Genomic DNA, 14,375 nt, shown 5'->3' with positions numbered 1-14,375 from the left:
ATCTGTAAACGATCAGCAATTTGAAAATTGGAATAGACAATTGTAAAAAAGAAAGAAAATTTCATAATTCGGATTGCTGGCAGAAGACTGATTCATCCAAATGACCTGATGAGTCTGATGCACCGTAGAAAAAATTATTTCCGCAAAAACAGAATACAAAGCAACCTGACAACTGTATTTTTTTTCACTGAACCTTTTTTATCAATTGAATAATGAATTTACTTTGGCAGAGGGTGTTTTCAATAAAAGAAAAAGCAATCCTTCGAAACGCGTAATGAACGGAACAAAAATTATAAAATCGGAGCAATATTAATGGCATATACGAACGGATACGATCATTTTTTTCAGGAGATTATTGCCGATATTGATCGCTGTAAAACAAGCGGGAAGCGAATTGTATGCGGATATACCAGTAACCTGGATGTTTTAATTGAATGGAATGAAAAAACGTTTAACCATATCATTTCTGCCTTTTTGGAAAATGAACCATCACTCAAAGCGGGAGATACAATTCATTCCCTTGCAGATTTTGCCCGCATCGCTTGCTATTATGCGATGCATGGACTGGGGGGAGAGATTGACATCACGGAACGTTCCGTCTGTGATTATCTGCTAAGTCAGTTCAAAAGCAGTTTTGCTTTAGGTGGAACGGCAGTTCAAGGCGCCACTGCGCTGAGCACACTTGGATTTCCGGTGATTGTCCATCCATCAGATCGTTCGTTGGAAGTCTGTCGGATCATGAATCATCCGGGAGTCGAAGTTGTCGCTGAACAAGGATTGATTCCCATTGAAGAGGCTTGCTCCGGTGAATTGCCGGTCCTGCACATCATCCTCCAATTTCCTAAAGGTGCAAAACTGTACATCAATGATAAGCTATACGAAATACCTGTTTCAAACCGGCTGATTCTTGATTATGATAAAAAACATAAGCAGATTGTCGTCGATCAGTGCTTCCGGGATTACTGTGAATCGAATGCCAAAAATTTATACTGTTACAGCATCTCCGGATTTAATGCAATTACTGACATTCAAAATCTGATGAAAGAAATCGGCACGTTAGAAGCGCACTATAAAAAAATCAAGGATGCAAATCCAAATTGCATTATATATCTGGAAGGTGCCCACTTCTATAATACGGATGTTCAGGATCTCTTGTTTGATCGGCTTTCGCGAATTGTTGACATTCTCGGGATGAATGAAGAAGAGTTGGTCGGACATGCAGAAAGATTTGGCATTGACACAGATGAAAAAAATCTGGAATCGGTGATACGCAGTCTGCAGTTTCTGACTGAAAAATACCCTGTAAAAGGGATTGTGCTCCATACCAAAGACTACTCCATGTATTATGGTAGTGAAATAGACAATGCGAACATCGTCAAAGGACTCACTTTGGGAAATCTTTTATCCGGTACCAGGGCAAGGACCGCGCGATACGGAAATATGGATGACTGCAGAGAAACAATTCCGCTACCATTGAGCGCAACAGGTCTTACATTTGCGGAAGAGCTGGAAAAAATGCAACCGGATCATTATGTCCGGCTGGTACCTTCAAAATACATTGAGGATCCAGCCTGTACGATTGGTTTGGGCGACACATTCATGGCAGGTGTTCTTATTGCGTTTGTGCGGTAATAAGGAGAAACAGCAATATGAAATATTTGATGGGAATTGATTTAGGCACTTCCAGTTTGAAAACCATTTTAATGGATGAAAATGGATCGGTTATTACTGTTGCAAATCGTTCCTATCAATTTGACTCACCACACCCGGGTTACGCAGAACAACACCCTGATGTCTGGTGGGATGCTTGCGTGAAAACAATTCAAGAGATTTTACGAACAAGCAGAATCCAACCTGCTGAAATCGCCGGCATCAGTTTTTCAGGACAAATGCACGGAGCTGTCATGCTGGATAAGAACTACCAGGTAATCCGTCCAGCAATCCTGCATTGTGATGCCCGATCGGACCAACAAATTGAGTATATACGGTCTGTTTTCGGACTTGAAAAAATACGCGAACTGGTTATGAATCCAGTCTATACTGGTTTTCTGCTGCCATCCCTTCTTTGGGTCAGAGACAATGAACCGGAACTATATGAGAAAATCCGCTATGTCTTTTTACCGAAGGATTACCTGAAATTTAAAATGACCGGAGAAGTATCATCGGATTTCTCCGATGCCTCTGCGACACTGGCTTTCGATATTAAGAACAATTGCTGGTCAAAAGAAATACTAAGTTCACTTCAAATTCCGATGGATCTTTTCCCATTTTGCTATGAAACGACAGCAAATAAGGGAAAAATATGCCGTGAAGCATCCGAAATTACTGGACTTTCCTCCAATACGATCGTAGCTGCCGGAGGCGGTGATCAAGTCATGCAAGGAATTGGAAACGGCATGGTGAACGTCAATGATGCTACAGTCAATATCGGAAGCAGCGGACAAGTCTGTTTCCAAATTGATCAACCGGTTCTCAATCCCGCACTGAACACCAATATGTTTTGCGGATACAAAAATGATCGCTGGATTCTGTTTGGCGCCACAATGAGCGCCGGATTGTCGCTGAAATGGTGGAATCAATTAAGCCGCGGAATCGGATATGATGAATTAAACGATCAAGTCGCCCGTATTCAACCAGGCAGCGGAGGTGTAATTTTTCTGCCTTACTTGAATGGAGAAAGAACTCCTCATGTAAACCCGAATTTGAGCGGTGCCTTTTTTGGTGTTAATATTAATACAACTAACATGCACATGAACCGGGCAGTTATGGAAGGTGTGGCTTATTCTCTGATGCAATGTATTGAGATATGTGGCAATCTCGGCTATAAGGCGAAAACATTGGTAGCATCCGGCGGAGGAGCAAGAAGCAAACCGTGGCTTCAATTACAAGCTGATATATACAATATTCCGCTTAAAATTGCCAAATCGGAAGAACAAGCCGGATCTGGCGCTGCAATTGCAGCAGGTGTCGGAGCAGGCGTGTTCGCAGATATCGAAGAAGGATGCAGAAAAGCCGTCCAGTTTCAAGATGAACTGGTTTTACCAATCGAAAAGAATCATAAAAAATATTGTGAGTATTATCAGTTATATAAAGATATTTATACATCTTGCAGGGATGTATTACAGCAAGTTACACTTTTAGGCCGAAATGAAGAAGAATTGAAATAAAACGCTACATACAGTTTGATGAAAATGAGGTGATTCGATTGAACGAACAAGATAATCTTCAACACGATTCTCAAGAATACATACTGGAGTGCCGAGGAATATCGAAATTTTTCGGTGGTACGCATGCACTGGAGGATGTCGATTTTCATGTCAGTAAGGGACAGGTTCATGCGCTTGTTGGTGAGAATGGCGCTGGAAAATCGACCTTGATGAAAATAATCATCGGACTGTACAAACAGGACAAAGGAGAAATTTTCTTTGAAGGAAAACCTTATACCGTAAATGGTCCTGCCGAAGCTATCAAAGCTGGAATTTCCATGATTCATCAGGAACTAAATCCGGAGCCCTATTTGTCGGTTGCGGAAAGTATATTCCTGAAACGCGAAGACACGCTTGGAAAATCATTCTTCCTGAATAAAAAAGAAACCAACCGAAAAGCCGCAGAACTGCTGAAACAATTCAATTTCGACATCAATCCAAAAGTTCTGATGGAGGAGCTGACGCTTGCTCAAAGCCAGATGATTGAAATCATTAAAGCGGTCTCCTGCAATGCAAGGCTTGTCATTATGGATGAACCAACTTCTTCATTGGACAGTGAAGAGACTGAACGCTTATTCCGGACCATTAGAAATTTAAAAGACCATGGCGTCACCATCATCTATATCTCTCATCGCATGGAAGAGATATTTGAAATATGCGATTCCTATTCCGTTTTTCGGGATGGTCGTTTTGTTGGGACTGGCAAAGTCAGTGAAGTAACAACCAATGAGTTGATTTCGATGATGGTCGGCCGAAAGTTCGATAATATTTTCCCGAAAGAAGATGTCAAAATCGGTGATGTAGCATTTCGAGTAGAAGGATTATCCGGAAAAGGATTTCAAAATATCAGCTTTGAAGTTCGCCATGGAGAAATCCTGGGATTATCCGGATTAGTCGGGTCAGGCCGCAGTGAAACCATGCGAGCAATATTTGGAATCGACCCGCTTACAAGCGGAAAAATTTACCTGGATGGGGAAGAAATTAAGATTAAGAATCCGCGCGAGGCTATTTCCAAAGGGATCGCAATGATTAACGAAGACCGAAAGAATTATGGATTATGCCTATTTCGCTCTTTGAGAGAGAATATTTCTCTGCCAAATTTGGAGAGCCGTCAACGCGGTTTATTGATTGACCAGACCAGAGAGAAAAAAGAATGTACAGAGGCAGCCTTAACGCTGCGTGTGAAAGCAGCCAGTATAGAAGCTGACGCATTTTCTCTCAGCGGCGGAAATCAACAAAAAATCGTTCTTTCAAAATGGATTATGTCTGAACCCAAGGTACTAATTATGGATGAGCCAACTCGCGGCATCGACGTCGGTGCAAAAGCGGAAATTCATTCCTTAATGTGCCGTTTCGCATCTGAAGGGATGGCTATCATATTAGTATCTTCAGAATTGCCCGAAGTGATGGGAATGAGCGATCGGATTTTAATTTACCATGAGGGAAAACTGAACGGAGAAATTTCCCGAAAGGAAATCCTCGATGGAACTGCAACTCAGGAAACAATCTTAGCAAAAGAATTTGGTGGAAAATAAGGAGAAGCCTTGATGGAAAAATCACAGGAAAAGAAAATTTTGGGCATGAATCAGCACGATTTCAGCCTGTTCATGAAACGATATGGAATTGTTTTTGTCATGATCGGTATGTTCGTGATTCTGTCTGTATCATCGACCAAGTTTTTGAAAATGAACAACATTTTGAATGTCCTTTCCACCGTCGCTTTGAATGGTATTCTGGCAATGGGGATGGTTTTTGTCATCACAGCCGGTGGAATTGATCTGTCAATTGGTTCGCTGCTGGCTCTGGCAAGCACAACCATCGGGATTGTTCTTCAGGCTACTGGCAGCATTCCGCTTGCCTGTGTCACGGCCGTTGTCATCTGCACCTTCTTTGGCCTTCTGAATGGTTTGTTGGTCGCAAAATTTAATATGTTCCCATTTGTTGTTACGCTGGCAAGCCAGCTCGTGATCCGCGGACTTGGGTATGTCATTTCCGGAGGATATTCTTTTGCACTCGCAAATCCAAAATTTTCACAAATCGGTTTGGGCAAATTGTTCGGAATAATTCCATATCCGATTCTGATCCTGTTAGGAATCGCAGTGATTTCTTATTTACTGCTGCATTGGACAAAATTTGGTCGTTATATCTATGCAGTCGGAGGAAACATCAATGCCGCAACCGCCTCCGGAGTAAACGTATTCTGGACACGCGTCGGCTCTTTTATTATCAGCGGTTTATTCGCAGGCGTTGCCGGTATCATCATGACTGCCAGAATCAACGCTGCACAGCCGAATATCGGTGTCGGTTATGAAACCGATGCCATTGCAGCTTGTGTTATCGGCGGAACGTCTTTCGCTGGCGGTATTTCGACAATACCGGGAACTATGGTTGGTATCATTATTATAGGATTAATCTATAATGGAATGAATCTGATCGGAATCAGTTCTTATTGGCAGACAATCAGTAAAGGGCTCCTTATCATCGGCGCAGTCATGCTGGATTCGTTCATCAATAAGAAACGATAATCGTCATCTTACCCTGATATCAGGGAATAAGAAAATATTTTTATCAGGAGGAATTGAAATGAAGAAATTTGTTGTTTTAGTTTTAGCTTTCTGTATGTTGCTCTCCTTAGTTGCCGTCGCAAGTGCAGAGTCCGATATCGTCGTTGCATATATGGCGAAAAACACAGTCGATGCATTCCATGCTACTCTTAACGGTGCAGCCAAAGAAGCACTCGATGCACTGAAAGAAGATGGAACCATTAAAGATTGGCAGCTTTATGATGGTCTGACCGACCCGATTACTCAGGTCAACCTGATCGAAGATGCGATCAACAACGGCGCCAATTTTGTCGTTTTCCTGCCTGCTTAAGCAGAAGGTAGCGCACCGGTTGTGAAACGCTGTGCGGATGCCGGTATTCCGATTGTTGTTGTCAATTCCAAGACCAATAATACGGATGAACTCGCCAATGCCTATGTCGGTTCCAATGACGTCGAAGCTGGCGAAATCATGGCGAACTATGTCATTGAAAAACTTCCCGATGGCGGAAAATATGCTCATATGATGGGTATTGTCGGCAATTCAGCTCAGATTCAAAGAGGCGAAGGTATTGCCAATGTCATGAGCAAAAATGACAAATGGGAAAGCGTCGGCGATTTCGCTGCTGACTGGTCTGCTGATAAAGCCGTCCAATTTGCTACTGATGTTCTGACTCAATACGGTGATGAACTGAAAGCAATCATTTGCGACAATGATGACATGTCCTCTGCAGTTCAGGCTTATGTCAATTCCGTTGACCGCAAAGATATTGTCTGCATCGGTGTCGATGGCAACGCTGGTCCTTTAGCCATGGTTAAAGAAGGTACCCTGGGCGCGACAGTTCTTCAGGATGGTGCCGCACAGGTTAAAACCGCCATTGCTTTGATCCCCGATATTATCGCCAAAAAGGAAGTTGAGAAAGAAATTATGGTTCCGTTCACCCTTGTCACAAAAGACAACGTTGACGAATACCTGAAATAATTCCTTTCTTAAACGAAGATCTAACTATGCGAAAAGCGGACGGTATCGTCCGCTTTTCCTTTTATAGGGCGGAGTATTCATCGTCCTGTAATTTTTGTGTGATGTGAATAAACAAGCAGAATCTTCTATCGATTTTACGAATTCAGTAATTCAAACTAGTAAAAGATTTTATTATTGATCTCATAATTTTGTATTTCACCCATAAGATTTATATGATGAATCATTCACAGATTAATCTGTCATTGCGAGGAAGGCGTCAGCCTGACGAAGCAATCTATTCTCGCATGGGGCAGGAAGATTGCCACGCCCTTTCGGGTCTCCCAATGACGAATATCACCACTATGGGACTCGTATGGCAATTTGTCATTGCGAGGAAGGCGTCAGCCTGACGAAGCAATCTCTTTTTGTGTGGCACCCGTTACATAATGAATCAGAGAGATTGCCACGCCCCTTCGGGGCTCGCAATGACGAATATCACCACTATAGGACTCGTATGGCAATCTGTCATTGCGAGGAAGGCGTCAGCCTGACGAAGCAATCCATTCTCGCATGGGGTAGGAAGATTGCCACGCCCCTTCGGGGCTCGCAATGACACATATCACCACTATGGGACTCGTATGGCAATCTGTCATTGCGAGGAGGGCGTCAGCCTGACGAAGCAATCCATTCTCGCATGGGGCAGAGAGATTGCCTCGCCCCTTCGGGGCTCGCAATGACGAATATCACCCTATGGGACTCGTATGGCAATCTGTCATTGCGAGGAGGGCACCAGCCCGACGAAGCAATCTATTCTCGCATGGGGCAGGAAGATTGCCACGCCCTTTCGGGGCTCGCAATGACACATATCACCCCTATAGGGCTCGTATGGCAATTTGTCATTGCGAGGAGGGCGTCAGCCTGACGAAGCAATCTATTCTCGCATGGGGCAGGAAGATTGCCACGCCCTTTCGGGGCTCGCAATGACACATATCACCCCTATAGGGCTCGTATGGCAATTTGTCATTGCGAGGAGGGCGTCAGCCTGACGAAGCAATCTATTCTCACATGGGGCAGGAAGATTGCCACGCCCCTTCGGGGCTCGCAATGACGAATATCACCACTATGGGACTCGTATGGCAATCTGTCATTGCGAGGAGGGCGTCAGCCTGACGAAGCAATCTATTCTCGCATGGGGCAGGAAGATTGCCACGCCCCTTCGGGGCTCGCAATGACGAATATCACCCTATGGGACTCGTATGGCAATCTGTCATTGCGAGGAGGGCGTCAGCCTGACGAAGCAATCTATTCTCGCATGGGGCAGGAAGATTGCCACGCCCCTTCGGGGCTCGCAATGACGAATATCACCCTATGGGACTCGTATGGCAATCTGTCATTGCGAGGAGGGCGTCAGCCTGACGAAGCAATCTATTCTCGCATGGGGCAGGAAGATTGCCACGCCCCTTCGGGGCTCGCAATGACGAATATCACCCTATGGGACTCGTATGGCAATCTGTCATTGCGAGGAGGGCACCAGCCAGACGAAGCAATCTATTCTCGCATGGGGCAGGAAGATTGCCACGCCCCTTCGGGGCTCGCAATGACACATATCACCACTATGGGACTCGTATGGCAATCTGTCATTGCGAGGTGGGCGTCAGCCTGACGAAGCAATCTATTCTCGCATGGGGCAGGAAGATTGCCACGCCCCTTCGGGGCTCGCAATGACACATATCACCCTATGGGGCTCGTATGGCAATTTGTCATTGCGAGGAGGGCGTCAGCCTGACGAAGCAATCTATTCTCGCATGGGGCAGGAAGATTGCCACGCCCCTTCGGGGCTCGCAATGACACATATCACCCTATGGGGCTCGTATGGCAATTTGTCATTGCGAGGAGGGCGTCAGCCTGACGAAGCAATCTTTTTTTGTGTGGCACCAGTTACATAATGGGGCAGGAAGATTGCCACGCCCCTTCGGGGCTCGCAATGACGAATATCACCACTATGGGGCTCGCAGTGATAGGTTTCAAATCGCTGATTCCGAATGGATGTTTACCCATGATAAAATAGAATCGTATTGTAAAGAATTCGTCGGCTGAGGAAATCATACATCCCCGGAAACTGACATTACACTCAATCATGAACACCGATTATCGGGAGGAGAAAAAAATATGTTACTCAACATGAAAGATCTGTTAAAAGTTGCAAATGACCACAATTTTGCAGTTCCGGCATTTAATATCGGAACTGGACAAATACTAAAAGCAGTTCTGGAAACTTGTGAAGAATTGCGCGCTCCGGTTATCCTGGCAATTCACCCGTCAGAGCTTGAATTTCAGGGTGATTTTTTCCTGGAAAGTGTTAAATCGGCTGCCAATCATGCTACAATTCCGGTCACGATCCATTTAGACCATGGATCTACCCTGGAACAGGTTTATCGAGCCATCCGCACCGGATTCACTTCAGTGATGATCGATGCTTCCCATTATTGCTTTGAGGATAACGTGGCTATTTCCAAAAAAGTGGCAGAAATCGCTCATCCATTAGGTATTTCTGTGGAAGCAGAACTTGGAACGATCGGCACTTGCGGCAACGACAAAGAAGGCGGTACCGGCGAAATTATTTATACACGCCCGGATGATGCAGTAAAATTCGTCCAGGAAACCGGAATTGATTGCCTGGCAATTGCAATTGGTACAGCGCATGGAATTTATCCGAAAGGTTTCAAACCGGAACTGAAGCTGGATCTTCTCAGTGAAATCAAGGCAAAAGTTAATATTCCATTGGTGCTTCACGGCGGCTCCGCCAATCCGGATGATGAAATCGCGGAAAGCGTCAAACGCGGCATTAATAAAATCAACATCTCCTCTGATATCAAAGATGCCTTCTATCAACAGCTTCGGAAAACACTTTCTGCAGACCCGAAGGTTCGGGAACCATTTGAGCTCTATCAGGACAGTATTAAAGCGATGAAAGAAGTTGTCACCCATAAAATCAAATTATTTGACGATGCAGATAAAGCGAAATTTTATTCCTTATAGCGGTTGATGTATTTTTTAAAACTGTTCCTACATGACGGAAGAAAGCCCAGCAATTCGAAATATGGGGATAATGATTCGTTGTTGTGTTGTTTTTGCGCGTAGCGCAAAAACAACACAACAACGAGTTTTCTCGATTGATTCAAAAGGTTCGTTCAAATTTCGAATTACTGAAGAAAGCCCGATTCTATAACAGTAAAAAGGAGGATTGATCATGATAAAAGAAAAGATACGCGAAACATTTCAAAATGGAAAAGGAGTGTTACATCTCACTCCAACCTGGGTTCCAAGAGGCTTTAATGAACCAGGTCGCAGAATTCGATTACACCCGGATGATTATTTTGCCTTTGGGATGGATCGCGGAGGCATCAGCGAACGCTGGCTTGGATCGGTGACAGTCGCTTTGAATGGTCCGAAAACCGGACCGACAGAAGGAATGAGTTTCGTACTTGCAGATGAATCCGGACATGAAAAAATTCTGTTTGCCGATGTGGTTGAAGAACTTGGCGCAGAAGTGATTGGTAAAGGTCTGTTTGATCGCTATGGTACCTGGCCAACCTTTGCCAAGCTTTATGATTACGACAAACCATTGTTCCATCATCTGCATCTGACAGAAGAAAAAGCAAATAAAATCGGTCGCCATGGAAAACCCGAAGCATATTACTTCCCGGTTCAATACAATGCCTATCTGGGGCGTTTCCCGCTGACCTATTTTGGATTTGATCCGTCCGTGACCAAAGAAGAAGTCATCAACTGCATCCGCAACTACGATAAATTCGATACCCGAATTACCGAGCTGTCACGAGCTTACCGCGTCAAACTGGGAACCGGCTGGTACACACCGGCTGGAGTTATTCATGCGCCGGCTTCTGTGGTTACGTACGAACCGCAATGGAACAGTGATGTCAACACGATTATGGAAAATGTCACCATGGGTGAAATCAATCCGCATAATCTGCTCACAGACTGCCAGCCGGAATCCGAAAAAGACAACATTGAAAGTCTCTTTGCTCAAATCGACTGGGAAGAGAGCACCCGGCCGGATTACAAACAAAAATACTTCCGCCCTCCGAAGTCCCTGCCGGAAAAACAAAAAGGCATGAGCGAAAAATGGGTTGCCTACGCCAATGAGTGGATCGCGGCGAAAGAAGTTACCATACAACCTGGTGCATTGGTTACGCTGCATGACCAGGCGTGTTATTGCGCGCTGGTCGTCCAGGGACATGGTCGATTTGGCGCTTTTGAATGTGAAGCGCCCGGCCTTTTGCGATACGACCAAATTTCCGGCGATGAATTTTTTGTTTCGGAAGATGCTGCAAAGAAAGGCATCGAGATTAAAAATACGGGCAGCTACGAACCACTGGTTATTCTGCAAAATTTTGCCAACAATAACCCGGAAGTGCCGGCTGTAGTTTAGACACAGTCCCATTTTTCGGCTGGAACGTCGAAAAATAGAGATTTCAAAATTCTCATCATGCACAAAAAAGAGTTTGTCTTTATCGAAAGGTCGAAGAAAGACAAACTCTTTTTATTTAATTACGCGCTGATGATATCGTTCGAATATCTGTGCTGTCCGCCGGACATTTAGCGGATATTGTTGCTTAATCGCTCTCCCAAATTTTATAATATCGTTCTTTTTTTTTCAAGTTGAGCTGGGTAAATTGAACGTGGTCCAAATTGGGTCGCTGATGCTTACAATATCATCAATTTTTTTGCAACAATTATCGATTTCATAGTAACAAGTGTGATATTTGATTATTCTTAGTATTTGATAATGTCACATTTCTGCGAATTTTTTATGAAATTTTTATGATTATTATATTCTTTTCAATATGTTTACAATTTGATCCCTCTTATGTTATAACAATAATGGATTAATTGTTACAGAATAAACATAATATAATATTTTCGGATTCGAATAGTATCCAGTGCTAATTATTTCATTATCAAATGAAATTAGATCCTTAATTCTGACCAAATTAATAAATTGCAAAATTACCATGTATCGTACGTAATTAATTGTTTCAAAAAATCGAACATTCTATTCAATTTTTTTGAGAATCAAGAAGGAGATTTATGGAAAGAAGAATGCAATTCATTTTGTTTTTGCTAATTACCATACTTAATACTGGATTTCGCGATGCAAAAATGACAGAAACCGGCTTTTATTGGCCAACAGGCTCTGAACCGAAAATACTAAACAAATACAATTCAAGCGGATGTAAGGGTAAAGAAGAGTATATCTCGACGCAATACCATATCGGTGTCGATATAGATGCTGAGGTAAAGGATCCTGTTTATCCAATAGCAGACGGGAAAGTAATTTCTATAAGCAAAAAAGGTTGGGGAAATGGTAATGTTGCACTTTTAATCCTTCATCAGCTAAGCGATGGAAAAAATTTTATTGCAGTTTATGGCCATATCAAGACCGAATTGAAACAGAACGATGAAGTTAAAGTCACAAAACCCATCGGTACGATCGGAGATTACGATCCGCCTCACCTCCATCTATCCATATTTGATGGGGTTATAATACCAAATCTAAAACAACTTGGAATGATGCCTTGTCCAAAATCTGGAGAATCATATGATATGAATGGAAGTGTTGATCCAATTGTGTGGATCACTACAAAATATCCGGAAAAATCGCAAAACTTGAATCGTATTAAGACTTTCGATGAATTAGCGTCATGGATTGTATATGGTCTATATAACAATGACATTTCAGTTCTTGAAGAAATTATTAAAAATGCAACGGTTGCAATAAACACGATAGGCACTCATAATTTTATCGTTCTCAGTAAAAAAACATTCCTGGATGACATTCAATCCAGATTAACGAACCCACCTGAATGTGTTGCTATTTCGACGACTGCGAACATATTAACGATGTGGTTTAAAAACTGGAGTCCTCCATTTAAATGGTATTGGGGAGTCCACCCGCAAATTATCGATGCATTTAGTTTCATATTTTTAAAAGAGGAAGACGGGTGGACGGTTTCAGGAGCATTGACACCTTCTTACGAAGTGTTAGAAATTGAAAGTGTAAGAAAAGCTTGGGAAATACAACCTTGTCCGGATGGATCGAAACCGTAAACAAGGAACATCTTATTGATCACGGAATCTCGGAAGAATGAAAAATTTTTTATCAAGACTTTAAGAAAAAACGTTTGTCCCAAACAAATAATGAATGTAGAGTATGTTCATTATTTGAAAACCAAACATCGAAGGAGTGAATCATGAAGAATCAAAGCTTGAAAATTATTGTAAGCATCGCTGCTTGTCTTGTATTTTTTCTTTTTTTCGGTTCCGAAACAGGAATGGCCAAAGAGAGAATTGATGGAGAAACATCCTATAACGAAGTAAACTTTGACTTGGGAATTTGGAATTGTGAAAAGGCTGATTTTGACTTTTCTCCTGAAGGTTGGAAAGATTCTTTGTGTTATTTTTGGATAAGAGAAGATCAAAAAGACGACATGCTTATTTCTTACCTATATGACATTACAAATGGTCTTGGTGATGTGGTTGATAACTCATATCTTAAACCTATTGATTCAGAATCAAAAGATAATTTGTTTTATGTAACAACTGATGCTGGTGTAGATTATCCTGCCTTAATTGAATACGAATACTTTAATTTTACCTTCAATATGTATAAAGGAATACCAATACCCTCTCTTTTTGATAAAGATTTTCAACTTGGATATTTTTATTTTACAATTCCAGAGGCGATGAATTTTCAGAGTCTTGTTTTTCCTAAAATTAACAAAGAAATTATGATATCCTATGATATGGAACTGAATACTCCTAATTTCAACAGAGAAATATTGAATGGTTTTCCTGAAAGTATCATTATTGATGACATTCAGATCGACTTTTCCAGCGATTGGGTTGTCATTTCTGAAGGTAGTTGGTATAAGTTAAATTCACTTATAAAAGTAAAAAACTTGGATAGGACCCAACAAAAAGAATTTAATATTAGCCAATATTTTGGAATTTATAACTTAAGAACAAATAGTCAATGCGAAATCAATAAACCTTATTTTTATTTAGCCCCATTACAGGAAGAGGAAAGAGTTCTTGATTTTACCATTAAATTGGGTACGGATTCTGATGATATATTTCTAATCGCAAAATTTGATTCAAATAAATTCTATAAAATTAAATATAGAGTTGATTATTTGCATTAAATTTTTTTTATCAATCAATCCATTTCAATTGTTGAAAAATCATCGATTAAATAGAACGTAAGCGGTCAATCCGTCTATTTATTTGACCGCTTACGCAATTTCTCTAAGAACCGATTGACGATATGGTTTAAGAATTGGAATTCTCCATTTAGCTGGTATTGGGGAGTCCACCCGCAAATTATCGATGCATTTAGTTTCATATTTTTAAAAGAGGAAGATGGGTGGACGGTTTCAGGAGCATTGACACCTTCTTACGAAGTGTTAGAAAATGAAAGTGTAAGAAAAGCTTGCGAAATACAACCTTGTCTGGATGGATCGAAACCGTAAACAAGGAACATCTTATTGATCACGGAATCTCGGAAGAATGCAAAATCCTTTTATCAAGTCTTTAAGAAAAACGTTTGTCCCAAATAAATAATGGACGTGGAATAAGTTCATTATA

Annotated in this window: 10 protein-coding genes and 1 pseudogene; all 11 read left to right on the top strand. The window is 42.0% G+C overall.

Annotated elements, in window-relative coordinates; translation table 11 throughout:
- The first annotated feature begins 312 nt into the window (after nucleotides 1-312).
- The 11 genes and pseudogenes from ATC1_RS07385 to ATC1_RS14715 all read left to right on the top strand — a co-directional run bounded on the left by ATC1_RS07385 (nucleotide 313) and on the right by ATC1_RS14715 (nucleotide 14,260).
- Nucleotides 313-1,632, top strand: a complete 1,320-nt coding sequence (locus tag ATC1_RS07385; RefSeq protein ID WP_062279807.1) for an ADP-dependent glucokinase/phosphofructokinase — start codon at nucleotides 313-315, stop codon at nucleotides 1,630-1,632.
- A gap of 17 nt (nucleotides 1,633-1,649) precedes the next feature.
- On the top strand, nucleotides 1,650-3,167 hold the full coding sequence (xylB, locus tag ATC1_RS07380) for a xylulokinase (RefSeq protein WP_062279805.1): 1,518 nt from the start codon (nucleotides 1,650-1,652) through the stop codon (nucleotides 3,165-3,167).
- A 38-nt stretch (nucleotides 3,168-3,205) separates the two neighbouring features.
- Nucleotides 3,206-4,741: a sugar ABC transporter ATP-binding protein gene (locus ATC1_RS07375; RefSeq protein ID WP_062284001.1), complete on the top strand. Its 1,536-nt coding sequence runs from the start codon at nucleotides 3,206-3,208 to the stop codon at nucleotides 4,739-4,741.
- Nucleotides 4,742-4,753: 12 nt separating this feature from the next.
- Nucleotides 4,754-5,731, top strand: a complete 978-nt coding sequence (locus ATC1_RS07370) for an ABC transporter permease (protein WP_152024257.1) — start codon at nucleotides 4,754-4,756, stop codon at nucleotides 5,729-5,731.
- A gap of 58 nt (nucleotides 5,732-5,789) precedes the next feature.
- The gene (locus ATC1_RS07365) at nucleotides 5,790-6,080 is read left to right on the top strand and encodes a type 1 periplasmic-binding domain-containing protein (RefSeq protein ID WP_062279803.1); all 291 of its coding nucleotides are present in this window, start codon (nucleotides 5,790-5,792) and stop codon (nucleotides 6,078-6,080) included.
- Nucleotides 6,081-6,095: 15 nt separating this feature from the next.
- Nucleotides 6,096-6,728 (top strand): annotated as a pseudogene (locus ATC1_RS07360) (substrate-binding domain-containing protein); the annotation flags it as partial.
- A 2,148-nt stretch (nucleotides 6,729-8,876) separates the two neighbouring features.
- Nucleotides 8,877-9,746 carry a ketose-bisphosphate aldolase gene (locus ATC1_RS07345; RefSeq protein WP_062279797.1) on the top strand — a complete coding sequence of 290 codons (870 nt, stop codon included), beginning with the start codon at nucleotides 8,877-8,879 and terminating at the stop codon, nucleotides 9,744-9,746.
- A gap of 211 nt (nucleotides 9,747-9,957) precedes the next feature.
- Nucleotides 9,958-11,160, top strand: coding sequence for a cupin domain-containing protein (locus ATC1_RS07335; RefSeq protein ID WP_062279793.1), 1,203 nt, complete (start codon nucleotides 9,958-9,960; stop codon nucleotides 11,158-11,160).
- Nucleotides 11,161-11,819: 659 nt separating this feature from the next.
- On the top strand, nucleotides 11,820-12,839 hold the full coding sequence (locus tag ATC1_RS07330) for a M23 family metallopeptidase (protein ID WP_062279792.1): 1,020 nt from the start codon (nucleotides 11,820-11,822) through the stop codon (nucleotides 12,837-12,839).
- Nucleotides 12,840-12,982: 143 nt separating this feature from the next.
- Nucleotides 12,983-13,933, top strand: coding sequence for a hypothetical protein (locus ATC1_RS07325; protein ID WP_062279790.1), 951 nt, complete (start codon nucleotides 12,983-12,985; stop codon nucleotides 13,931-13,933).
- Nucleotides 13,934-14,047: 114 nt separating this feature from the next.
- Complete coding sequence (locus tag ATC1_RS14715) at nucleotides 14,048-14,260, top strand: hypothetical protein (RefSeq protein WP_152024256.1); 213 nt, start codon at nucleotides 14,048-14,050, stop codon at nucleotides 14,258-14,260.
- The last annotated feature ends 115 nt before the right edge of the window (nucleotides 14,261-14,375 follow it).

Origin of the sequence: Flexilinea flocculi, assembly GCF_001192795.1 — a bacterium.
In the GTDB taxonomy this organism is placed as follows: Bacteria; Chloroflexota; Anaerolineae; order Anaerolineales; family Anaerolineaceae; genus Flexilinea; species Flexilinea flocculi.
The sequence above is the reverse complement of the archived record's forward strand: the minus strand, read 5'-3'. Positions and strand labels throughout refer to the sequence as shown.

What these genes read in the sequence shown, in the direction of transcription:
- ATC1_RS07325 (WP_062279790.1), top strand. Translation starts at nt 12,983, where the DNA reads ATGAAGAATCAAAGCTTGAAAATTATTGTAAGCATCGCTGCTTGTCTT.
- ATC1_RS07370 (WP_152024257.1), top strand. Translation starts at nt 4,754, where the DNA reads ATGGAAAAATCACAGGAAAAGAAAATTTTGGGCATGAATCAGCACGAT.
- ATC1_RS07335 (WP_062279793.1), top strand. Translation starts at nt 9,958, where the DNA reads ATGATAAAAGAAAAGATACGCGAAACATTTCAAAATGGAAAAGGAGTG.
- ATC1_RS07365 (WP_062279803.1), top strand. Translation starts at nt 5,790, where the DNA reads ATGAAGAAATTTGTTGTTTTAGTTTTAGCTTTCTGTATGTTGCTCTCC.
- xylB (WP_062279805.1), top strand. Translation starts at nt 1,650, where the DNA reads ATGAAATATTTGATGGGAATTGATTTAGGCACTTCCAGTTTGAAAACC.
- ATC1_RS07385 (WP_062279807.1), top strand. Translation starts at nt 313, where the DNA reads ATGGCATATACGAACGGATACGATCATTTTTTTCAGGAGATTATTGCC.
- ATC1_RS07330 (WP_062279792.1), top strand. Translation starts at nt 11,820, where the DNA reads ATGGAAAGAAGAATGCAATTCATTTTGTTTTTGCTAATTACCATACTT.
- ATC1_RS07345 (WP_062279797.1), top strand. Translation starts at nt 8,877, where the DNA reads ATGTTACTCAACATGAAAGATCTGTTAAAAGTTGCAAATGACCACAAT.